Origin of the sequence: Cupriavidus metallidurans CH34, from assembly GCF_000196015.1 — a bacterium.
Taxonomy (GTDB): domain Bacteria; phylum Pseudomonadota; class Gammaproteobacteria; order Burkholderiales; family Burkholderiaceae; genus Cupriavidus; species Cupriavidus metallidurans.
This window is the reverse complement of the sequence record NC_007971.2, coordinates 203,370-226,766: the sequence shown is the minus strand read 5'-3', so window position 1 is coordinate 226,766 and position 23,397 is coordinate 203,370. Positions and strand designations below refer to the sequence as shown.

General features: G+C 59.9%; 23 protein-coding genes and 1 pseudogene. 5 read left to right on the top strand and 19 right to left on the bottom strand.

The window, feature by feature from the left end; all coding sequences use genetic code 11:
• Positions 1 to 31: 31 nt before the first annotated feature.
• On the top strand, positions 32 to 292 hold the full coding sequence (locus tag RMET_RS30810; protein ID WP_041240745.1) for a hypothetical protein: 261 nt from the start codon (positions 32 to 34) through the stop codon (positions 290 to 292).
• 381 nt (positions 293 to 673) lie between these two features.
• Here the strand turns inward: RMET_RS30810 and RMET_RS30805 are convergent, their stop codons facing one another.
• The 3 genes from RMET_RS30805 to RMET_RS30800 all read right to left on the bottom strand — a co-directional run bounded on the left by RMET_RS30805 (position 674) and on the right by RMET_RS30800 (position 2,152).
• A complete protein-coding gene (locus RMET_RS30805) occupies positions 674 to 1,072 on the bottom strand; it encodes a hypothetical protein (RefSeq protein WP_011514865.1) in 399 nt (132 codons plus the stop codon).
• A gap of 221 nt (positions 1,073 to 1,293) precedes the next feature.
• On the bottom strand, positions 1,294 to 1,527 hold the full coding sequence (locus tag RMET_RS33885) for a hypothetical protein (protein ID WP_124682095.1): 234 nt from the start codon (positions 1,525 to 1,527) through the stop codon (positions 1,294 to 1,296).
• Positions 1,528 to 1,537: 10 nt separating this feature from the next.
• Positions 1,538 to 2,152 (bottom strand): hypothetical protein, encoded by a 615-nt coding sequence (locus RMET_RS30800; protein ID WP_017510566.1) that lies wholly within the window; start codon positions 2,150 to 2,152, stop codon positions 1,538 to 1,540.
• A 649-nt stretch (positions 2,153 to 2,801) separates the two neighbouring features.
• Between RMET_RS30800 and RMET_RS30795 the strand changes: the two genes are divergently transcribed.
• Positions 2,802 to 3,170, top strand: coding sequence for a hypothetical protein (locus RMET_RS30795; protein WP_017510565.1), 369 nt, complete (start codon positions 2,802 to 2,804; stop codon positions 3,168 to 3,170).
• Between the two features lie 62 nt (positions 3,171 to 3,232).
• Here RMET_RS30795 and RMET_RS30790 read toward each other — a convergent pair whose 3' ends face one another.
• From RMET_RS30790 to RMET_RS33330, 11 genes are all read right to left on the bottom strand, one after another.
• Entirely contained in the window at positions 3,233 to 3,565 is a 333-nt protein-coding gene (locus tag RMET_RS30790) for a hypothetical protein (protein WP_011514862.1), read from the bottom strand.
• 112 nt (positions 3,566 to 3,677) lie between these two features.
• A complete protein-coding gene (locus RMET_RS30785) occupies positions 3,678 to 5,225 on the bottom strand; it encodes a hypothetical protein (RefSeq protein ID WP_017510564.1) in 1,548 nt (515 codons plus the stop codon).
• Between the two features lie 253 nt (positions 5,226 to 5,478).
• Positions 5,479 to 6,171 carry a hypothetical protein gene (locus RMET_RS33335; RefSeq protein ID WP_011514860.1) on the bottom strand — a complete coding sequence of 231 codons (693 nt, stop codon included), beginning with the start codon at positions 6,169 to 6,171 and terminating at the stop codon, positions 5,479 to 5,481.
• A gap of 107 nt (positions 6,172 to 6,278) precedes the next feature.
• Positions 6,279 to 7,469 (bottom strand): PDDEXK-like family protein, encoded by a 1,191-nt coding sequence (locus RMET_RS30775; RefSeq protein ID WP_017510562.1) that lies wholly within the window; start codon positions 7,467 to 7,469, stop codon positions 6,279 to 6,281.
• Positions 7,470 to 7,526: 57 nt separating this feature from the next.
• A complete protein-coding gene (locus tag RMET_RS30770) occupies positions 7,527 to 8,336 on the bottom strand; it encodes a hypothetical protein (RefSeq protein ID WP_011514858.1) in 810 nt (269 codons plus the stop codon).
• 114 nt (positions 8,337 to 8,450) lie between these two features.
• Positions 8,451 to 9,071, bottom strand: coding sequence for a hypothetical protein (locus RMET_RS30765; protein ID WP_011514857.1), 621 nt, complete (start codon positions 9,069 to 9,071; stop codon positions 8,451 to 8,453).
• Between the two features lie 72 nt (positions 9,072 to 9,143).
• The gene (locus RMET_RS30760) at positions 9,144 to 9,485 is read right to left on the bottom strand and encodes a hypothetical protein (RefSeq protein ID WP_017510560.1); all 342 of its coding nucleotides are present in this window, start codon (positions 9,483 to 9,485) and stop codon (positions 9,144 to 9,146) included.
• A 13-nt stretch (positions 9,486 to 9,498) separates the two neighbouring features.
• A complete protein-coding gene (locus RMET_RS30755; protein ID WP_011229412.1) occupies positions 9,499 to 11,649 on the bottom strand; it encodes a phage integrase family protein in 2,151 nt (716 codons plus the stop codon).
• Entirely contained in the window at positions 11,646 to 12,914 is a 1,269-nt protein-coding gene (locus tag RMET_RS31940) for an HNH endonuclease (protein ID WP_011229411.1), read from the bottom strand. Before RMET_RS31940 ends, RMET_RS30755 begins: the two co-directional genes overlap by 4 nt.
• 377 nt (positions 12,915 to 13,291) lie before the next feature.
• The gene (locus tag RMET_RS30745; protein ID WP_011229410.1) at positions 13,292 to 13,639 is read right to left on the bottom strand and encodes a hypothetical protein; all 348 of its coding nucleotides are present in this window, start codon (positions 13,637 to 13,639) and stop codon (positions 13,292 to 13,294) included.
• A gap of 216 nt (positions 13,640 to 13,855) precedes the next feature.
• Positions 13,856 to 14,056, bottom strand: coding sequence for a hypothetical protein (locus RMET_RS33330; protein ID WP_011514855.1), 201 nt, complete (start codon positions 14,054 to 14,056; stop codon positions 13,856 to 13,858).
• Between the two features lie 221 nt (positions 14,057 to 14,277).
• Between RMET_RS33330 and RMET_RS30740 the strand changes: the two genes are divergently transcribed.
• On the top strand, positions 14,278 to 15,495 hold the full coding sequence (locus RMET_RS30740) for a hypothetical protein (RefSeq protein ID WP_011514854.1): 1,218 nt from the start codon (positions 14,278 to 14,280) through the stop codon (positions 15,493 to 15,495).
• Positions 15,496 to 15,587: 92 nt separating this feature from the next.
• Here the strand turns inward: RMET_RS30740 and RMET_RS30735 are convergent, their stop codons facing one another.
• Positions 15,588 to 16,031: an HU family DNA-binding protein gene (locus RMET_RS30735; protein WP_011514853.1), complete on the bottom strand. Its 444-nt coding sequence runs from the start codon at positions 16,029 to 16,031 to the stop codon at positions 15,588 to 15,590.
• Between the two features lie 23 nt (positions 16,032 to 16,054).
• Positions 16,055 to 16,402 (bottom strand): hypothetical protein, encoded by a 348-nt coding sequence (locus RMET_RS30730; protein WP_124682126.1) that lies wholly within the window; start codon positions 16,400 to 16,402, stop codon positions 16,055 to 16,057.
• Here RMET_RS30730 and RMET_RS30725 point away from each other — a divergent pair.
• Complete coding sequence (locus RMET_RS30725; protein WP_011514851.1) at positions 16,389 to 17,141, top strand: hypothetical protein; 753 nt, start codon at positions 16,389 to 16,391, stop codon at positions 17,139 to 17,141. The two genes, RMET_RS30730 and RMET_RS30725, sit on opposite strands and share 14 nt — an antisense overlap.
• Before the next feature lie 141 nt (positions 17,142 to 17,282).
• Here RMET_RS30725 and RMET_RS30720 read toward each other — a convergent pair whose 3' ends face one another.
• From RMET_RS30720 to RMET_RS34345, 3 genes are all read right to left on the bottom strand, one after another.
• The gene (locus RMET_RS30720; RefSeq protein WP_011229408.1) at positions 17,283 to 19,070 is read right to left on the bottom strand and encodes a M30 family zinc metallopeptidase; all 1,788 of its coding nucleotides are present in this window, start codon (positions 19,068 to 19,070) and stop codon (positions 17,283 to 17,285) included.
• A gap of 107 nt (positions 19,071 to 19,177) precedes the next feature.
• Positions 19,178 to 19,474, bottom strand: a complete 297-nt coding sequence (locus RMET_RS30715; RefSeq protein ID WP_011229407.1) for a hypothetical protein — start codon at positions 19,472 to 19,474, stop codon at positions 19,178 to 19,180.
• A 3-nt stretch (positions 19,475 to 19,477) separates the two neighbouring features.
• Positions 19,478 to 22,042, bottom strand: a complete 2,565-nt coding sequence (locus tag RMET_RS34345; protein WP_011514850.1) for a hypothetical protein — start codon at positions 22,040 to 22,042, stop codon at positions 19,478 to 19,480.
• Between the two features lie 836 nt (positions 22,043 to 22,878).
• Between RMET_RS34345 and RMET_RS30705 the strand changes: the two are divergent.
• Positions 22,879 to 23,394 (top strand): annotated as a pseudogene (locus tag RMET_RS30705) (3-keto-5-aminohexanoate cleavage protein); the annotation flags it as partial.
• Positions 23,395 to 23,397: the final 3 nt, after the last annotated feature.

Genomic DNA, 23,397 nt, shown 5'->3' with positions numbered 1-23,397 from the left:
AACAGGGGCAAGGTCAATCTTGGATCGGTATATGGATCGCGCAAATTGTGTGGTCTGGAACCTGCCATGCATCGGTCAACATGATGTCGACGTGGAGGATGATTGCTCGATTTACAACGCATTCTGCTTCACTCTCGAGTATCCCTACCAGGACGTGCCATTTGTGACTCTCGATGTCGAGGGCTCGTATAAGCAAGTTGCGATCAATCTCTCCGCCGTGAACTATGTTTCTGTACCAACGCAGCGGTACAACGATGGATGTGCAGAAGCCGACGAAGAAGATGACCGCTAGACCGCCGTAAGCACCACCCGGGTCGCAAGGGCGCGGCCAGATGCCGATCTACAATGGGAGTACTGTACAAATATCCAGTTCAATTTCGTGAGTGCCGGTTTTGAGCCCCCACCCCTGCCGATGCCATCCTATGTCGTGCCAGAGGATTCCATCTGCCGCACCTGCTCGCGGCTGCAGTTCGGCGTCCGGCCAGAATTTCCTCACCCTCGGCTATGGATGGACTGCCCGCATGCTGTGCCATATGCGCCGATTCGGGCGCTCTCCTGTCGGTTTTTCGAACGCGAGCCGGGTGTTGATTAACAATGGCCTGCTGACATTAGTTTTGTGCGGCCAGCGCCGGCCAGAGTGGCCTCTGTTCTGGGGCGCTCGGCCAATGCCAGATCAGTAGCTCCGGAGCCTCGGCCAGTTCATTTGCACGAACTGGATGAACTGGTCAAAGTCAGCCTCAACGTCAAAGATTTGGTCGCTCGTGACCCAGTCGAAGTACGCGATGCGAGTATGACGTCTTGAATTGCCAGGGATGAGGTGACGCAGAGCCATTTCCCGGACTCCGCCACCCTTGCTGTATAGGTTGAGCACATTCTGCGGCAGGTACATCCGCAAGTACACCTGCTCGCTGAGGTCTGGGAAGTAGTCGAGGGCTCGTGTTCGCACCGATTCGAGCCAGCCGGAGAATTCCCAGGTTTTATCGTGTTGGGGGTTGAAACTCGCGTATGCGGCCACGACCGATACGCCGCCGCCGTTCCCGGCAGCCGGAATCGGATGAAAATGAAAACTCATCTTGTTACTCCTACTAGTTCATCCTTCGTGCGACGCCCGCCAGCTGACGAGGGTCGAAAAAAAACGCCCCAGTGGAGCGTTTCTTGGAATTGGCGGGGGCTGAGGCACTCTTTGGGCCTAAGTCTGCCACGTATGCGATCGTGACTCCCCTGCAGTGTCCAGTGCGCATACCCCCAGTAACCCCGCGCCCCTTCGATTGCTTTTCAGCTTGAATCTCAGTTTCATTTTTTTCCTTTCAAATGAGCCTCGACGCCGATCTCGACCTCGAACACCATAAACAAGGAAGCAAACAACACCAGACATCCGCTGAGGAAGTCCCCGATCAACAATGTGCCAGACACGGCACCGAAGCCGGGAAAATGGGCATCATACCCGCCTTTTAACCATCTCGCATCTCCCCGGCTGGTTTGCTTGGCGCATTTAACATAATAGACGTTATGTGCATCAAGCGTCACACGTAGGGCGCTAAGCTGCTAACCGGGCCGCTCGGACAATAACGTCCGCTAGCGAGAACAATATGCAGTTGGTTGGCGTCTCGATTCCTACCTCTCGGACAATCGGCGATCTCAATACGCGATCGCCGTCTCGCACCGAGACTTGCAACTCGATAACCGTGCTGAAGAGTTCGCGCAAGGCTCGGGTCTGTTGCTGTTGCGCTTGCCGGCCTAGGGCCTTGAAATTGAACTCGGTGCAACCGGCGACATTGAGCGCATCAATTGTCTTGGTGACGCCGATCCGTGAACTGTTGCTAGCAAGAGAGTCTCGAAATCCCGCCTCGATCATGAGGGACACCAGGCATTGAACTGCCCAGGGCACGTCCTGGTCGGCCAGGAAATCCGCTGGGCGTTCGTATCCGAGTTCAGTCAACCGCTTCCCGAAACCAATCAAAGAGAAATTACTGCGCGGGCGGGCGTTGCTACCCAGCGCGGCGAGCAGAGCCGCATGGGACTGATAGCCAAAACCAGACGCGATGGCTTCGCTCAAGTGCGACGATTTGATGCCAGAAAATTGCTCTCGCGCGGCCTTCTTGTGTTCGCCAGCTGAGTTCTGAGTGAGAGCGGATGGGAATAGCAGCAACATGGGAAAACTCCGTTTCTTGCCCACAACCGACGATTACATGCGGGCACAATGAAATGGAGATTCACATGCCGAGGACGAGTGTCCGTAGGTATCGCAGGCCGTTTAACCCGTCGGCAGGTTGGGAGGCCATCCACCGCAAGATATTAGCGGCGAAGGCGCATCTGTGCAACTTGACGCCACCGCCGGCGCAAAGGGGAACAGATTTGGGGCGTGGAGGTGAAGGATTTTGGGGCGTGCCCTTGGTAGGTAGATCAGGACTTTGGCACAACATCGAACGTCACGCCGCCATCCCACTCGAGCGAGACCTGACCACCACACGAAGCGCAAGTATGGGAAGCGGCATCATGCGAGTCGTCGGCGAAATGAACTTCGCCACGGTGGCCGCACGTCGGACAGCGGTAGACGTATAGGACTTGACCTTCCACTTCCATGGTTTGTACCTCTGGCCTATAGATTTCTGCAATCTAGCACGGCAGGAGAGCCCGGGGATTGCCGTGTGGGCCGGCGCTCAGAGCTTGGGTTCCCGGACGCATCTGCCGCCTTCCAAACGGCGTAACCTTCGGGTAGATTGTCGACCAGGAGGATTGATCACCCTCTCAACTTGAATTGGCGCCAGCTCAGAGCAATAGTCTCTTTCCTGGAGTTGATTATGACAACTGACACGGGTGGTTCATCTAGCGAGCCGGTGGCTCTCGCAGATCGAGCCGAAGTCAACCACGTTAAACGACACATCCGCAAGTGCCAGCGTCATCTGGCACGCCTTGACGGTCACCTCACCAGCGCCTTCGATAAAGCCCTGGACAACTCTGACGACGATACGGACCCTGAGGAACTTCAGACCTTGGGCGAGCAAAAGACGCAGTGCGAGCAAGCTGCTCGCAAGTACTCGGAAGCCATCGGATTGGCTTCCGCAAAGAAGTTGACGGAGGAACAGTTTGCGGTCGTGACGACCATGGTCAATGAGGCAGATGTTGCGCTGAACGAGGCCGAGCCGATGGGCTGGCCCTCGATGAAGTAATCGTACGCAACCTACCGTTTGATGAACCAAGGCCCGCTAAGTCGCGGGCCTTTTTTCATGGGTCAGTGGTACTTGGGCGCCAATTCGATTGCCTTGGCTACATGCGGTTGTAGCTCATCCAAATAGGCATCAACGTCGGCATCCTTCTGTGCCAACAGAGCTTTCTGCCCGACCACGTTTGGCCATTTTACTGCCGCGGCAGCTACGTCGATTGCACCGAGCAAGGTGCGCATTCGGACGCCGCGGTACCTCTCTTCGAGTTGGTCCGTTCTGATGACGTACCGTACAAGCATCGGTGAGACTTGCGCGGTGGCGGCCAATTGCATGGGGTCTTCTATGGCGCCAAGCTCGTCGAAAGTCAGACTCAGAACATCCTCAAACGTGAACTGTTTCATATCGAAAGTAGGTGGCTAAGGCTCACGGCGGATTGTACCAATCAACTCTGGCCGTGGCCTTGCCTCCCTTACCCCTCTCTCGCGCATGTACATCCAGAATGCTGACCGGAGATCAGTGCAACGCCGCCTTGCGCTTTGCTCGCTGGTACCAGCCTGGTAAGTAGGACGCCCCTTCGGCTAAGTCTTTCGCCAACTCAGGGTGTGACCGTGCCCAGTCCTGCAGAGCTGACCAGGCAGGTGAGGAAAAGAACCGCTCTTCGTCGTCCCCGTACTCGGCTTCACCGGCAACCACGATGCCAAACTCTTTACTGAGCTGCTGGATCTGTGTTTCCGAGAACCGCGTCAGATCAACCCTGGCCTCACTGGAGTACTTCACCAGCCACCATCCCTCTTTCTGGGGGCGGCCATTCTTTGGATGGGGCTGAAACTTCCGAAGCATCGAGACGCCGAGCGGAGTGCTGTCCATCCAGCCGTCTCCGCAAGTGATATATGGGCCATCGCTCGTAACGAAGCCTTTGCAGAGCAGCCCACCAAAGTTCGCTCTGTGGAAAATGCGGGTGGAGTAGCTGTCGTCGTTAGGGTCGATCACAAAGCACGCTAACACCCCTTCAAGGTCGTTAGTGCTCAGTGGCGACGCTATGGCAGCAAGGCTCTCTGGTCTAGCAGAGGTATGGCACACCGCCTCCATGCTCGCCCCCAAAATTGGCAACGGATAGGGCCCTCCATCGTGGCGGCGTTCGGATTCAAGCGTTATATAGGGCATTTCCAAAGGCCAGCTTATACGGGCGGTCCAAGGGCCATCATCAGGACTAAGCTTTGTCCCGCGAGTAATGAAATCCATGAAGGCCTCTACAGGGCCAGGGAACACCCGTTCGTCCTCAGAATTCCGTCCGAGAGAAGTTAAAAACGGGCCCTGCAATGCCCACCACTGGGCATCGCGACAACCAGGCATCAGCCCGCAAAGGTGATGCCAGCTGGCCACGTCAAAGATGGCGGCAACCAGCGCCTGCGCTTGCGCAGTGCCGGCTTCGGTTGCTCCCGCGATGCTGAGAAGCTGTCGAGCCAATATCAGCCACTCCGCCGGGCTAGGCCAGTGACCCCACTGCGGCGTCGTTTGCTCGCGATCACCTACCTGGACTGATTCGAATCCCGGCCATCGCTTGATTCGATTGGCGAACTCCTTTTCCGAGTCGCCGTTCTTGTGCAACCGACCTAGCGCGTGCTCGGCGCGGTCAAGTGTCGCGCTGGACCAGCGAGGCGGCTCAGGGACTGGTCTAATCTCTGCAAACGGGACGTTGTCGCGCGAGAATGCAAGGATATTGTGGGCTCGAGATATAGCGGTTGGCCATTGATCGGAGTCTCGACACATATCTAGCAGAGCGGCGACACACTCTGCCTCCGATGCTCCTGCCATTAGCCAGTCGTAGCGACTCGCCAGGACATCTGCTGAGTTTTGCAGCTCAATCAGATAGCGTGCTTGGGGCAGACCGCCTTCGGCGATTGCGACAGTCTCGAAATCAGGCTTGGTGAACAGGTCTTCGAAGCGGTCGTACCAATTCCCACCCAGACAGACTTTGACGTTGCCCAAGAAAGGCTCGAGTCGTCTGGCCAGATCGTTCCAGAACCCGTTGGACCCATAGGGGTGTGCAAGAGCAGGCATGCTGAGTCTTCCATTTTGCGCGGCGTGAGAGGTGTGCACATTGCCTCGGCCGCGACAGAAGTCAGCACGAGAATGAGGAGGTGGAATAGGCCCTGTTTTACCATCCGCCGAGTCGGCGGGTGCACGGAAGGCTTGGGCAGCGCTCCAAGCATGATACTCATCGTCGGCAGAAGATCAAGTGGTCTGATCATTGGTCTGGGTGACCGGCCGTTCCCCTGCCATGTCATGCCGCCATTGGCTGGCCCGCCCCTGCTCAATAGATCTGGTCGTGAAGAATGATTGAGGTACTGTCGTCTGGCCCTACCAAGGCAATGCCTTCTCCAGTCATCGTGTAGAGCGGCTGACTCGGAAAGACCCTGCGCACGCTTGCCAGATCGAGAAACTTTGGAACCTCAACGGGGCTGTCTCCGGCGAGTTCGGGCGAAAGGTCGCCGCCGCCTGGCAAGTCAGAAGGCGACCCTCCGGTTCGCACCTCAAACGGAGGCATCGCGAGAATTCCAAGCGGGATGTAGTCGGCAATCACCCATTCGTTGTAGCAACCTTGGCGCCGATTGGAAATCGTCAGCGCCAATTCTTGAATTGAGAGGCTCGCTGGCGCGTCGCACATTCGGCTTCCCGTCTGGTCAGTCCACGAGCCACAATCTGCCGCATCTGCACACCGTAGGGATTGCGGAGAGTGCAGGCCGAGAATCACACCAACGCAACCAACCGCATTGCTCGCATAGTGTTGCCCAAACCGGTCGCCTGGCATGACCACCGACGCGGAGAGTCCTCCTTGCGCTTTCCCGTCAAGTACCTTCTGCAGGTCGTCAGGGAACCACAATCTTTCAGCGTCAGTTTTCCCCGCGCCTTTCGGCGCCCCAGAAAAATGTACGAGCAGGCCACTGACGCCTTGGAGGAGTTGATACACCTCGCCGACTGTGGGTCGAATGAGAGAATTCGTCATTGTTGATCGTCTTGCGATTCTGGTGATGGTTGGTCTTGATCTGTGTCACAGGGCGCACATGGGGGGCGGCTAGATTACCTCCGTCGCGCCGGGCTTAATTGCCGAAGTCATTGCGCCGGGGTGAATACAAACTGCTGCATCCAGGCTGCAAGGTCTTCCAGCGCTTGCAACGCCCCGCTCAGCGTCGCATCCTTGGGCATGCCGCTGATTCCGAGATACTTGGTCGATCGACCCTCCTCAAACAAATTGTCTGCCGGGTCCGAGTGGGTACGCCATGAACTGACTTCGTTCTTCGTGTCGGCGTAAAACCTTTGTTTGATCTCTTCGATGCTTTGCTTTTCGGTACCGAAGCTGATGTAGCCGAGAACGTAGAAGTACAGCGCATGATCTTCATCCGTTTCATCTTCACCATAAGCCAGTACCACCTTCGAATATTTTCCCCAGCTAGCAGGATAAATCTCGACTACATGCTGGTTAAGGGATCGCCAGACCTGCTGTTTCGAAGTCAGCGCGACGGACCCTTCTAGTGTCATAGCCGATAGACGTTCTCGCACGCGTGCCGTGGCATCGTGCTCAAGCTGCGATTTGAACTCGCCTAGGAGATCGGCGGCCTGGCTAAGTGCATGGAAGTTTTTCAGGGCAAAGCTGAATGCTGCGTCTGACATTATGGTGCCGCTCTCTGGGTTGGCGAGTGACTCTAGGTGGTTGAGAAATTCTCTGTAGAAAAAGTGCCACTTTGATACCGGTGCCCGAACGAATTCCTGGCCTAGAAGATCGAGCGCTGTCTTCACGAGATCGGGATAGGTGACCACCGGCCATCCCAATGGAACATCGGAGGTCCTATCGGTCGGGCGGAGTACGCATTTGATAATTGGCCCACCGGCTGCGCGTTCAGCAAGCAGCCGGTCGTAAACGTGGAACGGGTTTCCGCGTGCGGTGGCGTAGACCTTATTCTCGATGCCCAGAACGAAGTCCCCGTCAGAAATCACGAGATCAAGGCGTTTTACAGAATCACTCTCTTGATCGGTCTGGGCAACTTCCCGTTCAGCGGTAACGCCGTCCCAGTCGACCGACTCGACTATGATCCCTTCAGCCAGGCCTCTATTTGCGAGACACGATAGAAGTGCTTTTGCTAGCCATCGCGGCGCTTGTGGTTCCGCACCCATGAAAAGAGCCATCAGGTCGGACGTAGGGTTCTCCAAATACCCCGCGCCGCCAACCGCGTAGAAGTTGAGTTCCGGCGATTCCATCTGGGGCAGGTCCCCGATCTGCCTCAAAACCTGTGCAAGTTGCTCCATTAGTCTCGTATCTCTTCAAAGCCGGTCTGTGTTGTCGCCACACGCTTGGCGGCGGATTTACCCGCCGCACACATCGCAGGTCAGCAGGCCATTGATGTACGGCCGGTTTCCCTGATGGGGGTCAACAATCTGTTTGGGATGGTAATGGCCCTGAACGCAATCGGGGGGGATGTCTTGGCGAACGACATAGCAGGGGGGCTCACCCCCAAAACCCAAGGGGCGCCGAGCGGCTAGTTGCCCCCACTCGGACAAGATCATCTTCGCCACTTCAACATGCTGCGCCGCAGGCACGAGGCCTACTGGGACATCGACCTCCAGAATTGTCGGGATGCCATAGTTGCGAAGCCGGAAGCGGTAGTCTTCACCACTCAGGGGACGGCCCAGATGCGCCGCGAGCGCCATCAAATATTCACTACCTTGGATGAGGTAATGGCCGCATTGTTTTACTAGAAATTCGTCACTTCCCACGAGCCACATTTTGCCCCGCTCCCTATCGCTGCGGTCGGCGAACTGCTTGATGGCACTATCCACGTCCTCCTTGGGTACATCCGAAAAAATCTCGCGGAACGCGTCGCAAAGAAGTTCGCTGTCTTGCCCGAGCAAGCCGCGCTCGTAGTAGCTGGCCAGCTTCAACGGGCGGCAGCCATGAAAGCCCTTGAAATGCGTGTAGTAGCTGGTTAAGCCAGCGACGAATTCGGGTAGGACGTATTCCGAGTCGGGTAGCCAGGCAAAGTCGTCCGACCAGCATTTCGGCCGCTCTTGCGAGAGATGCTGTCGCAGTTCGACGGTTAGCACATGGCCTGCATAGTGGCGGATGCTAGCCAGCCAGTTCCGGCGCATTCTCCAGTCAAAAACCTTGGTATTCATTAGGGTCAATTGTCAGCTAGTACGGTTAGGCGCAATGTAACTGAATTGCCGCGCGGCGATCGGCGATCATGACACGTCCGGAGTACGGCGCGAGGCTTTGGCAGTGACCGTGACCTAGACCAAGGATGGCCCATTTTCATTCCTCGAAGCTAGCGCCCAACCTGATGCCTTGATCAGTTGAAGCAGGCGACCGAGTTGTGAGGAGGCGACTGTCTGGTTGATCGTCGGAAATAGCTCACTCAACATATCGTCGAACGTCAGTATCCTGATGGGGTTTCCATTCAAGCTCTGGCGGAACTCTGGGTGCTGTTCCCAAGCAGTCCGATCTGCTTGGGCAGTGAGCCGCGTCACGGCCGTTACGTACGTGAATGCCTTTGCGCCCGTGGCTCGCTCCACCTCAGCGCGAAACGCCTGCGCCCATTTCGGCCTGGCGAGCTCGCGAAATGCCATCCATGCTTCCCTACCATTCACCTTCTTGTTCTTGGCGATCGCATCACTCCAATACTGCGGGCTGAAGCCTTGCTGCCAGCTCTTGCAACTGACTACCACCACCCGTTCGGGCCCCTGCATTAGCGGGTGAATGCCGATCACGTCGACGTCGCTGTGAACCGCATCGGCTTGGGCGACATAGTCGACATGGTCTTTGGCTGGTCGGAACTTCAGGTTGTGCTGGGTGAAATACCCCTTGTGCTGGAGGTACTCGTCGACCATCTGCTCCAGAATGTCTTCTTTCATGTCCCCTGCCCTTTGTCTATCGTGGACCCGAATCAAGCTGTTGGCAGTACCGATCTTCCAACCCCCAATAACTTAGGGGAAGGTGCGTACCAGGTACGCGACGATTTGGTGGCCAACGGTGTTGAACTGCTCAAGTGACGTAACCATGAACTTCAGTTCGTCGCCTCTGCCACTTGCGTACTGCCGAACTTCGATGCGCTCGTTGATGAAGTCAACGACTAGGCGCACGCGAGGCTTGTCACTAGCAACCCACGCGGTCTCTGCAATGTCCACGCTCACTGTGCGACGTTGTAAAGCCCAGCCGCTGACGGTAGTGACCAGCCTCTTGCCGAGCCGCATTTCAATGCGGTAGGCACGCGCTAGCATCTTCGCTAGCAGGCGTGCTCGACGAACTTCGAACATCGCTTCCCCCATAGGTTGATTTCAATTACGTTGATTGCGAATCCCAGAACTTCCTCATTGCAGCTCGGCGGCGGGCGTCCTCGGTCGTGACGTAGCGGGTGGTGGTATCAAGCGATGCGTGCCCCGCGTTTTGCTTGACGGCCTCGAGCGGTGCGCCAGCGGCCAATGCATGGGAAATATGGGTGTGCCGCATCCAGTGCGTGCTGGCCGCCGCCAAGCGCGAGGCGCCTCGGGCGTCGACCGCTTCCAGCTCGGACGCGCACGCCTGGAAGAACCGCTTGATCTGCCGGTACAACGTGGTCGCCGCCAATCCCGCCTCGGCGGGGGCCGTGTCAATCTTCGCCCACCCCCCTGCCCGTTCCTCCTGGTCGGTCGCGTGGCCGAGCAGCGCCACACCGCGGCACCGGGCAGGATCACTGGCGAACCCCCGCGACTCCAGATACTCGCCCAATGCGTGGACCGTCGTGTCGGGTACCGGCACGCGGCGCAGCTTGTTCCCCTTGCCGATCACGGTGAGCCACCAGCCCTCCTCACGCTCGCCGGTACCGGGCTGGGCCAGGCTCACCCACTCCAGATCGTCCGTGCTGGCCGCGATCACCTCGGACAGCCGCAGGCCGGTCGCGTACAGCAGCGGCAAAGCGACCTGCAGCCGGCGATGGATGGACGTCGCCGGCAGGCGGGCCAGACACCCTTTGACAAAGGCCCACTGGTCCTCTGTCAGGCTGCGGCCGACGTCCAGCTCGGGTTTGGCGCTCGTCGGCACGTGAATGCCCTGCCAGGGATTGCCGGCCAGGTAGTTCTTGGCGTTGAGATACGCATACAGGTTGGCCAGCACCCCGATCGCATAGCCTTGGGCGCGAGGATTCAGCGGGCCCTCGAATGGTCGCCAGAGGGGCGTCCATCGCTCCCGCGAGCGCGGGCCGCACCATTCCTTCGGTGGGTCGGCGAGGAAGTCCCGGTACGCCATGCAGTCGTCCGTGTCCATGGAGGACAGCGGCTTTCCCCGGGCCAGCATCGACCACAGGAGGAAGCGTTCCGCCTCCTTCCGGTACGCCCGCTGGGTATTCGACAGGTAATTCAGCCAGTCGTAGGGCCCCTGCCCCGTGCCGACATCCTTGCGCTTCTCCCGCAGGCGCAAGATCCGATCCGGCGCCAGCCCGGGTTTGGAGCGCAGCCAGGACAGCACCGCTTCGTAGTCATTGTGGGCGTTGATGAGGCAGCGAGCCTGCGGCAGGCGGTAGGCGCCGTCGCGACCGTCCAGATGGACAGGCAGCACCAGCTTGTCGAGCGGGACCAGGGCGTTTTCCTTGCCGCGGGGCACGACCGAAGCCATCTCGTGCACATAGCGCCTGCGGCGCGGTACGGCCACGTGGTTGCCGATCGACCGGCCCAGCGTCTCGGCGTGAGTGGTCAGGAAGGCTTCGATCGCCCTCGCCTTGCCGGCGCCAATCGCCGGCAGGCCGCGGGCCCAGCCGGCACCCAGCCCGTCAATGCGATCGAGCAGATCCGCCAGCGTCGTCACACCGGCCACCTCCAGCCGCTCCGCGAGGGGTTCGGCCAGCCAGGCACGGCACGCGTCGCCGGCGAGGACAGGCTGGGCGTACCGTTCTTCGAGCCAGTCGATCGCCTCCAGCTGGCGGCGCATCATCCGGGCGCGCTTGGACTCCCGTTTCAGGGCGTCGCCATAGCGTTCCTGGTAGGCGGCCAGTTGCTCGGACTCGCCAAAGCCGTCCATGCCGGTCTCCGCCACAAACTCCTCGAGCGACGGCAGCCCCAACCCTTTCTGCCCGATCTTCCGGAGGTCCCTGGCTTCCAGCTTCAGGCGGCGGGCGGTACCGGGGCGCTGGGCCCGAGTTGCCGCGGCGACGAGCTCGCTGCGCAGCCAGGCTGTCACCCGACGGACCTTGGGATGGGTGGCAAAAGCGTGCGCGGCCGGATCGGCTTCGATGTCGGCCTCCGCGCCCTCCTCGCCCTCCGGGGATCGGGCCAGCAATTCCTGGTCGGCCTCGATCTCGCCTTCCTCCATCAGATAGCGTTCCCACATGGCCCGTGCATGCAGGCCCTGGATGATGGCCCGCAGGAACCCGAAATGCCCCCGATGCAGCTGCCGGCGCGTGACGGACCGGCGTCTGCGCAATGGCGTCACGATGGTGGCCCCCGATGCCGGGGCGTTCATGCCGAAGCCTCGCGCATGGCCCGGGTGCGCTCGCGGTGCTTGGCCAGGTAGCCGCGCTGGCCAAGTGTCGGCACGACCGCCAGCCGCAGGTCCGGGCTGAGACCCAGCGCGTCACGCGCGGCGGTGTCCAGTTCGGGCGAAATCAGTATCCGGCCGTCGTCGTCGAACGCGATCAGCCCCGTCTCGAACAGGCAGTCGAGGTTCGCGGCCAGCAGCAGGCCGTTGTCGATATCGTGGCGAGCGGTGGGCGTGTCGCCGCAGTCGGCCCAACGATGGATATGGGCCGCGCGCAGGACCGCCGGCGTCGAAACGCCGCTCACGGCGCAGCAGCCGTGCAGCTGGAGAAGCGCCTCGCGGAACCGTCCCTGTCCGATCCGCCCCCGCACCTGACGCGCCGCTTCCGTCGGCAGCCCGTTCTGGGCGGCCAGCGCCTCCAGCGCGGCGTCGAGCGGGTCCGGGGCGGCACGCAAGGCGCCGCCTGCCTCGGCGATCGCGGCCCGGTCCTGTGCCGATGGCGCCTGACCGGCTGGCAGACCGAGCAAGTCGGCAGCCGGGTACGCGCGGCCGTCGAGGACCACTTGCAGCGGGTCCATACCTGCGCCCGCGGCCTCCAGCTCCATCCCGGTCAGGCCGGCGGCGGCGGCGCGTAGTTCACCGGCGCCCCACGCCGGCTGGGACCGCGTCGGCGTCCGGCCACGCTTCAGGGAGAAGCCCAAGGCCTCGAGGTGCGCGCGATATCGCGTGTACTCGCCGTCGGGCATTTTCCAGTTGAAGGTGGGCAGTTCGGCTGCGGTACACGCCTCCTGGCCGATCGCGCGTGGGCTGTACCAGAGTCCGTCGAGGCCCAGCCGCCATTCAGTCTCGTGCGGCTTGTTGGCGATGTGTTTCATGGAAATGGCCCATTCCATCCTGTCTCGCAGCGCGGCAGCCCCGGCCTCGACGTCGTGCCGCTGCAGTCGCGACCACGCTGGATTGTCCGCTGCCGCGACCTCCTGCCCGGGCCGTCGCAGCGGGATATCCATCGCAGCCAGGCGGCGGCGGGCGGCTTCCCCGGCAAGCGTGTCGCGCGTGAGCTCGCCAAAGCCGGCGTGCCGGTGCGCGAGCGCCAGAATGGCCTTGGTCGGGTACCACTGCCCTGCGATCTGCGCCTCCCATGGCGTGCTCGACTTCAGGGCGGCGACCCGCTCGCCCGCCTGCCACGCGCTCGCGGCGGCCTCCAGGTGGGCATGGGTGATCTGTTGGAGGGTGTCGGGATCGCGGGCCATGTGGTTTGGTCGGTGGGGCGCAGAACCCGCCAGCCCAATGCCGGCGCGGCCTCCGCGCGAATTCGTCACATTATAGGCGGAGGCGTGTGCGCGATGCTAGGTGACCCGTACCTTATTTTGTGTGTGCTTGATAAGTACGGTTATCATGCACAGGCGGAAAGCACCACAATCAAGCGAAAGTGCTTTATGTGGCATTTTTTTGGCGACGGCCAACTTATGGGCACGTAACAAGAAGAACGGCCAGCGCATGGGGCTGCTAGCGGTTCCCGCGTAGCCGCCAGGTTGGGGCCGGTATGAGCGCAGTGCCCCCGGCATGCGGCGCCGGCAAAGAAAAAGCCGGCTGGCGCCGGCTTCTTCCCAGTAGAGCGTGGCCCGCGTCAGACGACTGTCACCGGCAGGTTGCCCGAGATCTGCAGCATGTCGTGCTTGGTGAGGAATTCCTCGCCCGTGATGCGGATCTCGGCGATGTGGGTCGTGCTCTGCGCGGCATCCGTCTGGGCGTCGAGGAGCGCCTGGGTGCCGGCCTGCACCAGCGTCGGCAGCGAGTGCTGAACGACGTTGGACCAACGGGCGCTGGTGATCTCGACATCGACCTGCGTGATCGTGGCACCGGCGACCCGAGGCTTGGGCAGCAGCTCGGCCATCATGCTGAAGCCGTTGGCGTACTTGAAGGTGATGAGTTGCATCGCGTCCAGCGATGTGTGTGGGTAAATCGGATTAACCATATTGTGTAGCCTTGTATGTTGCGTCGGCCGGATAGGCCCGACCGAGTGCATTGATCGTGCCGCGCCCGGACCCAAAAGTCAAAATGCGAGCGGACGTAGTAAACCCCGCGCGCACGCCGTCAGGTGTGCGCCCCTGGGCGGTTTCACCCCCCTATATATAAATAGAGGGCACGGAACAGCGCGGCGGTACCCTGAGAGTTCGCCCGACGCAACCAGTCAGGGCAGGAGCCCGAGCCGCACCGCATACTCCTCGTCAGTCAGGTTTTTCATCTCCCGTGCGCGCACTGCCGCAGGATTTGGCTGACGGATCAGCGAACCTAGCGGGCCGGGCACGTCGACCGACGGGAAGAGAAGATCCGCGCGATCGCGTTCTCGGGCAATGTTCACGAACATCTGGACTTCAGGTGGGAGGGGCATATTTGCTCCGCTGCTTTAGGAGCCTTCATTGTCACGGCGACGCGCGACGCAGATCGGGGGCGTTTTCCTAGCTTCTGCGACCGTAAAAAGTCGACGTTCGCGGCGGAGCAAGCTGGGCCAGATCTGCCAGAGGCGTTACCGGGCCCTGCACGGGCTGGGTGGCTAGCCCGCTGGGACTTCGGGGACAATGGCCGTTCCGCTGCACGGCCGATCGCCTTTTTATGCCCACTGTCCCCATCCACAAAGAGTTTCGCCTGCTCTCGTCGACGCCAAACCTGACCTGGCAGAAGAAGACGCCGCCGGCCTCCGGGGCACACGTCAACATCTGGTGGCTCTATCTGACTATGCAGAGAGCCAGCAAGCTCGGGCTCACGCTGGGCGGGTCCGGACAGGAGACCGTGCGAGCTACCGCGGAGGCAGCATTGTCCGTGTGTGCCTGGGATGGCCACGGCTATTCGGTGACGCCAGCGTACTCCCGCCTCAAGGATTACGTGAAGCCATTCCTGTCGGGGACCCTGGGTGCGGGGCTAGCCCTGCTCCAGATGGACCACGCCGGCTACCCATGGATGGCGCACTGGGAGGACTGCGGGGGGCAGACAACGTCAGCGCATCCCGACTTCGTGTTCTTCCGCGCCGCAACCGCGACCACGCCGGCGGCCGTGTGCCTCGCCGAGTCAAAGGGCTCGCGAGCGACGACGACTGATTTGGATGTACAAAAGGACTGGGAACGGCAAGTCTGGTCCAACCGCCATCAGGTTCTCACCCTGCCAGGTGGGGGAAACGTTGCGCCCACGGAGGGAACGCTCGTTTCCAGTGAGCTGCCCGGACCCGCAGGAAAGAAGCGGTTCCGGTCCACCCTGGTACACGGGGTGTTTCCGAGCGGGCTACCGGCCGTGACTCCTGCTACCGCATCGTCGCCCGGCGGCGGAGTGGGCCCGAACGCGGCCGGCGGCAATCAACCGCTGGATCAGCACGCCCCAGAGATGGACTGGCGGGGCATCCAGCGTGCCAGCCTGCGCCACACTTGCCGACTGCTCGACATGCCGCTGACGGAGTCCATTCTCGCGAGCCGATTCTGGGACGGCTTTTCGCTCAATCTCCTTTTCACCCAGCCACGACCATCAGCCCGTCGCGTCGTACTGGAGCTGCGCGATCGCCGTGCCCTACTGGGATGGGATGATCAATCCGAACCTGACGTTGTCTACGCGGGCCCGCCGCAGGTTGTGGTCCAGCCGGACGGCAGTTGGTGGGGAGCGACAATCTACTGTCGCGCCAGCGTGCTACGGGAAGTGCTCAGGGGGCGGGTTGTTGATGTCGTCGATACTACCGAACGGCGTGTGAGATCCTGGGGGGAAGGCGGGCAGCAGATGATCCGGTTGGAAGCTGCCGACGGCGTCGGACTGATGGTGCGCAAGATGTTCGGAGCCCCTGGCTCCTAAAGCCAATCTGGAAAGGCTGGTGGAAACACGGCCTCCACAAAAGCGAAAAAGGGCGATCATCGGTCGCCCTCTTCTGAACGTGCTGCTTGTGATTAGGCTGCCGCGTCCTTAAGCTTCTTCAGCGGACGCACCTTCACCTTGACCGATGCCGGCTTGGCGGCGAACCATTGGTCTACACCAGTGAAGGGATTCTTCCCGAAACGCTTTTTCGTGGCAGGAACCTGGATAGCGGCCACCTTGAACAGGCCCGGCAACGTGAACTCGCCAGCGCCCTTTTTGTGGATTGCGCTCACGATGGTGTTCTCGAGATGAGCCAGCACAGTCTGCACGGTCTTCTTGTCCAGTTCAGTCTGGGCGATCAGGTGGGCAAGCAAACTCGACTTGTTGAACGTCTCCTTCAGCGGCTTGACCACCGGTGCCGCAGCGGCGGCCTTCGGTGCTGCCTTCGCAGGGGTCTTCACAGCAGCCTTCTTGGCCGCGGGCTTGGCGGCCGGCTTCGCAGCGGCCTTGGCAGTCGTCTTAGCTTTGGTAGCCATTTTCGGTTCGTAGTCTTAGAGGTTTAGCGTGCCAACGCACTGGCGATCTGCCCGGGCGCGACACTGCCCGTGATATTGCCATGATGACGAGCGTTTTCAAGGCCTTTTTTGAGTATCCGCGTTACAGGATGTTCCGGTGTTGTCGTGTCCATGCATCGCAGGCGGAAGCGCGGCGTATAGCCTTGCGCCGGCAGCGCCGTCGCCGATTGATACGAAATCAGCCAGGTCATCAACAAGCCCATCGACGACGCTAGCGCGTCCACCGAAGCGACCTTGCAGGGAATGTGAGCGCTATGTCGCTTGACCCGCGAGGATCGTTCGCGGATAACCAAAGCTTGCCAACAACCAGTTGCACAGATGATCAGGTTCAAGCTTCCCGCGATGAGAATCGCCAACGTCGCGATTCTCTTCTCGACGTACTTCGCCTATGCAGTTGCTGTCTCAGCCTACTCGTACGCTGTGGCCGCACACAGGTGGGCGGCTCCTGGGAAACCTCAGGCAGAGAGGTTCTCCACGGAGGTGCGTCAGTACGTCTCAGCACTGCAAAACTGGGAGACGCAATGGCATTCGCTTTTTCCGAATACCCTTGACCACCTTCTGTTCGGCATCTGGTGCGCGGCGTTGGTGTCGATTGCTGCTTTGGTACTGCTTTGCTCGGATCAAAACGCTGGCACCGGCACGTATCGACTCGGTCGCAAACTCCGCATTTCCCTTGCAGCGACTCTCGCAGTTTTGGCCTTCTGCGGCCTATCGATTCGGCCTTACAGTTGGCTTGACTACATCACGGCGGCGTCGGCCGGACTGGTGATCGTTGCTGTCGGCATTTCAAACTGCAACGTTATCGGGTTTGCGCGGCGCAGACCAAGTGCGTTTGTTTTCGTGCTCGGGATTTTCCTTTGGCTGCGCTTGGGAGTAGGTTGGGAGTTCCACCAGTGGTTGATCGACGATCCCAAGGCGGAAGGCACGCCAAGGGAGCTTACTGCCTCCATTGTGGGACTGATTGTCGGGTCATACCTTTGGGGCAAAGTATGTCGGGGACTGGAGCGCATCCTGCGCCGGATTAGAAGTGGCAGGAGCCAGCAGAACGTTGTGGTGAACGCAGCGGCATAGCGTGGTTCCTTGCGCGGTACGAGGGGAACGCGTTGAAGCGCCGAGACTTCCCCCCTGAAGCACAAAGGCCCCACGAACCGCGAGGTCGTGGGGCCTTTCGACTTCTGAACGCCAGTCGCTAGCTGCTAAGGCTTCCGGCTATTAGTGGATCACAACGGAAAGAGTCGTGCCGGCCGGTACTTTAACCGTCTCGGTGTATCGACCCTTCGCAGCTTGCCGCACGACGGGCAGGCTCGCATATGCCTGGAGCGTGGTGGGCACCGTCTGAGTCAGCGTCCGGTACGGCGCGTAGGCCGTCGGATCGATGGCCGGAATGTTGTACCCGTTGTCGGAGCGAGCCGGGAAACCAAAGCCCTTGGGGCTCGTCGCTGCTGGAATAAGCGCTCCCGCCGTTGCCGAGAATCGGCGGAACTGCCCCACGAAACTGGTGCCGGGGAAATTCGTCTTGATGACGGTATCTAGCACGTCGACCGAGTTCGTCGAGCTCATGTTCCCCAGCAGGGACTTGAACATGCGCAAGCCCAGTTGGCGATTCAGGAAGCCGCCGAACGATCCCGATACGGAGTAGCTATCGCACGATGCGCTGAACGGCGTCCAGTCGAGCAAGCTGCAGTTGTAGCTTCCGCCCTTGTACTTGACGTAGTCATAGAAGCGAACGTCTCGAATGGGATTGTGGCCGGGATCGAGCGTAGCGCTGGCGAAATCCTCCATCATCATCGCCGTGGCTTCTTCCAGCCAAGTCGCGAACATACTCTCCACGCCGCCCAGAACGCCACGGCGATAGAAATTTTGGGCGTGCATCCCTTCGTGCGCCATCGTCATGACCACTTCCGTAAGACCAGTGGCGCCGTCGAGGTACAGGGTTTCCGAGTCCAGATACAGCGACAACGACTCATTGCTGTACGGATTCGACGCACTCTTCGCAATGGCATTTCGCGAATAGAAGTAGCCTGTCATCCCGTACGGGGCGTTGTTGCGATCGAAGTTCAGAATGACGATATCGATCGGCTGGCCCGTGCCTGGGATGAGATTGATATAGCTGTGAGAGCCCCACAGCGGGCCGCCGACATCCTTCAGCATGTCGTAGACCTTGCCGGGCGAAGCGAAGCGGTCGACAAGCTGGTCGATGATTGCTGAACTGACTTTCGTCGGGGCATTCTCGGAGTTCTCCACCCAGAAGTTCACCGTGACACCGTCGGTCGTCGTTGCCTGGCGAACCAGGGTGGTCGATCGGACGGAATTGTCCTCGTTGAACCAGTCGCGCGTGTCATTCACAACGGACTTGCTCGGCCCACTGGACATCGAGTATCGCGGTGCGGTGCCTTGGCTACCGGCAAGGGCGGCCCAGCCATTTCGGTTGAACTCGCCGATGCGCTGCTTCGCATCGGTGGCGGGGTCTTGCCAACGCAGCTGGCTTGCTGCGACCGACGGGAAGCGGGAGGCAGTCAGCGAAATGGCAGGCATGGGCTGCGCGACGCCGCTCTCGTTCGTGAAGACAAGCGTCACATCCTGACCGGTAAGGCCATCAATGCTCACGGGCACATCGGCGGCAGCCAACGAGGCGTTCGTTGCCTGCCACACCCCGACGCCGGTGCCGGAGTACGTATTCGAATCAACCGCGCCACAGTTCAGGCAGGACGGCGCCACCAGGCTGGTGGGCTTGGCCGGCGTGACGGGCGTGGTTGGGCCTTCCGGTGTGCCGGTCACCGGTGAGCTGGGAGACTGCGGGGTGGCCTGGGGCGTTTCCGCTCCATCACCACCGCCACCACAACCTGCGAGGGCAGCGACCAACATGGCCAGTGCCAGAGCCCCCTTCTTGTTTGACAAAGTTCGCTGAATGCGCATAACGACGACTTCTCCTGTTGTTATATGAATCGACTTTTCCCATTTGTGCTGAATTTGGCAGATGTGATAACGGACTCCCGTCACGACTCCAACACCCCCCGTATGGGAGGGGGGGCCGCATCCAGCCAGACGCCGTGATCACTTTGCGTCATTCTTACGAAGCATAACACGTACGCACACGACGTATAAATCTAAATGGATTCTTGGGGGCGCAGCAACGCTCCGCTGTTCGTGGGGTTGTGGGAGCTCTCGTCCGAATGAACCTGCTGCTCCGCGGCCTTCTGGCGTCGTTCGTACTCGAGCAAGGCATGCGGAGGAGGCGTGCCGACGACGTAGCCATTTTCGATGGCAAAGAACGATCCGTTACGAAGCCCCGTTTTGATGGACGCGTCGATCTCTTCCTTGCCGAATGTCTTCCGCAGGGAATCGATGAACTCGGTAACCGAAGGCATCTGCTCGCGAGCGTTGGTGGGCTTCTCGAGATCCATTCGCTACTCCGGAATTCCAACCATTTTCTTGCCAGCGGCCGGCTCGGCAGTGGGCAGTCCGCGCGCTTTGACAAGCTGCTCGACGTCGAGGGTTGGCGCGACGTTTGCGATGTCGGAAACTAGGACGTACGCGTGCCCGTTCATCCGGCCGCACACCGGCAGTTTGTTGTCGCTTATGAGCGCAAGAACGTTGGACAGCGCGTTATCCGAGATTTCGCGGCTGGACGCACGCTTTGACGTTCGTGCGGCGAACGTCGGCGGTGCCAAGTTATCGAAAGCGGCAAGTGCTTCTTTGGTTTCTTCGGCGGTGCGGCGTTTCATGGCATTCTGCCGATCCTTGTCGGGGATCGCGACACCGGGTCTGTCAGCGATGAGAGGCCGCTCTTCGCCTTCAGGCATGCGGTGACCAGGCGCCGAAATGTCGATGCTCGCGACCGGCTCTGGCGCCGCCGGAAAATCGGCAAAGTCGTCGCCATCAAATACGGAAGCGCCTTCATTGCTTCCGGCGTCTGGTGAGGAAGGTAGCAACCCACTGAACGGATCAGCTTCGTCCGCGCTTCCACCGGTCTCCGGGGATGCGATCTCGCTTTCGAGCGCGGCAATATCCTCGAGCGATGGGTCATCGTCCGCATCCACATGCTCTGTCGCGACATCGTTCGTAGGCGGCTCCATTGGAGCTGCCGGCGACTGATTCTCCGTGATGACGCGAGACAGCATGGCCGGTGCTGGCTCTTGCTCCGCCATCGACGGCTTGAGGGCTGCAGAGGATTCTGCCGGAACCGCCGCAAGGCTTGTTGGCGCCATCGGTTCGAGGCCTTCAGGTTTGCCATCCGCCGTTTCGACCTTCTGTTCTCGAGCCCTTGCTTCCGTTTTAGTTTCCTGGCGGCCCGAGATGTAGATGCTGCGGGCCACATCTTCGCCAAACGCACGCCGAACCAACTCGCGCAATGCCTCAGCATCGCGAATACCAGGGTTGTGCGTGTAGATGGGCTTGTTGATCACCATCCGCGAGCCAAAGTTTGGTAGGCCCCCAAGTTCGGCGAACTCCTGCGTCTTCGTCAGCGGTCGGAAGATGATGACGGGTTCCCACGTAGCGATATGCTGACCGTTCTTGCTGCTGCGGAACGATACCGAATGCATGGGGTGGTAGCGCGAGAAGTCAATTCCATTGTGCTTGTCGTACAGAAGCCCCTTCTCGCCAAGGGTGTACAGCAGGCTCATGGTTACCCGGTAGCGCGAGTCACCGTCGTCCAGCGACATGCCCAACTTCGCCAAGATGAGTCGACGCAACTCAAGCTCTTTCACGACGATCAAGCCGTCGTGCTTTTGGGCGATCTTCAAACTGGCGTCGGTGCTCTTATTGCCGGTGCCATTCACGCGGCCAAACTGGGTGATGACCTCGACAAAAGCCTTGTAAATCGACTCCGATTGTTCCTCAGTAATCTCCTCGTCCTCTTCGAGCAGGTCGCGGCCACTTTCCTGCATACCCGTCTTCTTGTCGACGTAGATCAGGAACTCCATCAGCGCGGACATGCGATCGTCAAGGGCGAAACCGTTCGCATCAACGGGGAAGGCGCTGGGGTGGTGGTAATGGCCAATCACGAAGTTGATGGCCCGGCGGTCTCGTGGGGGAAGCTGCCAGTACTCGGGAAGTCGCGCGAGCATCCGGGCGCCCAGGGAATCGTGAAACACGCGATCGTCGTCGTGATCGGTGCTCGACCCTTCCTCCAAGGTAACGATCTGGCCATCGTCCCCAATCTTGTACGCCTCGAGCTTCCCGAAATCATGTGCAAGCGCAATGATGGGGACAAGTGGGTCCGCTGCGTCGAACTCGTACTCGGGATTGCGCTTGCTGAGAAGCAGTATCTTTGCCTTGCCGCGTTTTTTCACGTACACGCCATCGTATTTCCATGTCGAGCTTTCTGCGAAGGCAGTCTCGGTAACGGCTAGACAGTGCTGCCAGAGTTTCCGGTTCGCATGGCCACCCTTCCTATGCGTTGCAGGATGCTCCTTGTTTGCAGAGTAGATGTCCCACACTGCAAGGAAGAATGCTGCATGCTGAGGATGATTGGTCTTGGCGAGCTCCAGCCAATCCATCACCGCCTTGCTTTGCATTGGGAGCCGAGCCTGAGTATCACTCGAGCGGCCAAACTGCTCTTCCAGCTTGCGAATCGAATCCGGGGTGCCGGAGTCCTTCGCCGCTGCGTGGACGAGCGAACCCCATTTGCGCAGCAGGTCATCGGCGAAGCGCTTGTCCAGGTGCATGGTGTTCGGCTGTTCGAACGAGATGCTCTTCATGTGGACGATGCGCTGGTCTTCCTTGCGCTCACCCGAAGCGTGGCAGATCGCGAAGATCAGGTCCCCTTCCTGAATGTTGCGAGGAAGCGGCGTTTTCTTCGGGTCGAACGCGATCGGCAACATGTGATTCTCGTTACGGGTCTGCTGGATATAGCAGATGCCGTTGACAGGATCTGGGTTGCGAAGCACGCCGCCGACGTATCCCGAGTTCAGCATCCCATTGGGATACGAATAGGAGTCGGCGTTCTTTTTGGCGTCCATGGGCAGCATGGATGACCTCCTTGTATGGGTTGATCGGGTACGTCTACGTCTGCGCGATGGAATTATACATAACACGTACACTGAAAACAACGAGACGCAAAAACATACTGAAGGTTGTTGTCCATTCTCAAAGACGCCGCCAACACGTTCCCCATAAAAATCAAGGCATTGCGAATCGATGAATCACTGAACTCACTAAGGATTCTCACAAATCCTTGCCACATTGGGACTGTCGTATCAAAGAAAGATGCAGATTTGGGAAGATCGATTAGCCGTGGCTTCTCGTGGACTCACAAGTGGCCGTAGGTAACCCACAGCGAAACTGCGCTGGGGCCGAGGAATGCCGTGAGCACCCGGGCCTTGATGACACGATGCCGCGCAGTCTCCACAACCCAGCGCCCTATGCACCAGCACGCGAGCAGAATAGGACGAATTATCCTGCAGTGGACACCCGCATTTTGCGGGCGGCTTTGAACGTCAACGAGTCCGTGGAGAAACTGGATTCTCTGGTGACGGGATTTCGATTGCTGTAACCCCACTAGACGTGTAGGTTGCTGCAAGGAATCCGTAGCCAACGCCATTCACTCCCACTTTCGGGCACGAGCCATTTGGCAAATGAAGACAAAGTTGTTAGGAATTTGAAGTCGGCCACGCCGCCCCCCCCTACTGGCGCGCCACGCGAGTACCGCATCCCGGTCAGCCAAAGCTGCAGACTGTGACACCTCGAGCCGCTGCAGCAGTTCATGCCCAGTCGTGCGTTTCGAGACGCCGCCCGGACGGCAGGCGCAAGTTGATTTCGCCGAGTTTCGGCTGCCATGGGGCAAGCGGTATGCCTTGTTCGTGGTGCCACGGGCTCAGTTAATTTCCCGACCCGGGTCTACGACAACGCGCCAGAACTGGTAGATTGGCTCGCCGCTGAAATACTGACGCACGACGTCAAGCCCGAAGTGGAAGCCTTCGACTTATCGATGATCTTCCAGGCCGCCAACATGCAGCGGGTCGGCAAGATCGCTGGAGAACTCCACGTCCAATTCGTGATGGGCCTCAAGAACGCAATGCCCGTCGACCGAGAGGTCCTGGAGTTCTATGTGGCGACGCTGCGTAGGCTTTCCCCCAACGCGACCTGGACAGGAGCTGGTATTGGGCGAGACCAAATTACTATGGCACGATGGCCGCTCGAACTGGGTGGACATTGCCGCACAGGTCTTGAGGACAACGTTCGCCTAGACCGAGATGTTCTCGCCCCTTCAAACGCTGCCCTAGTCCGCCAAATTGAAGCGCTTTGCGAAGAGTATGAGCGTCCAGTGGCAACTATTGCCGAGGCAAGCGCCATCCTTGGATTGAACGCCCTCGCCACATAGCAA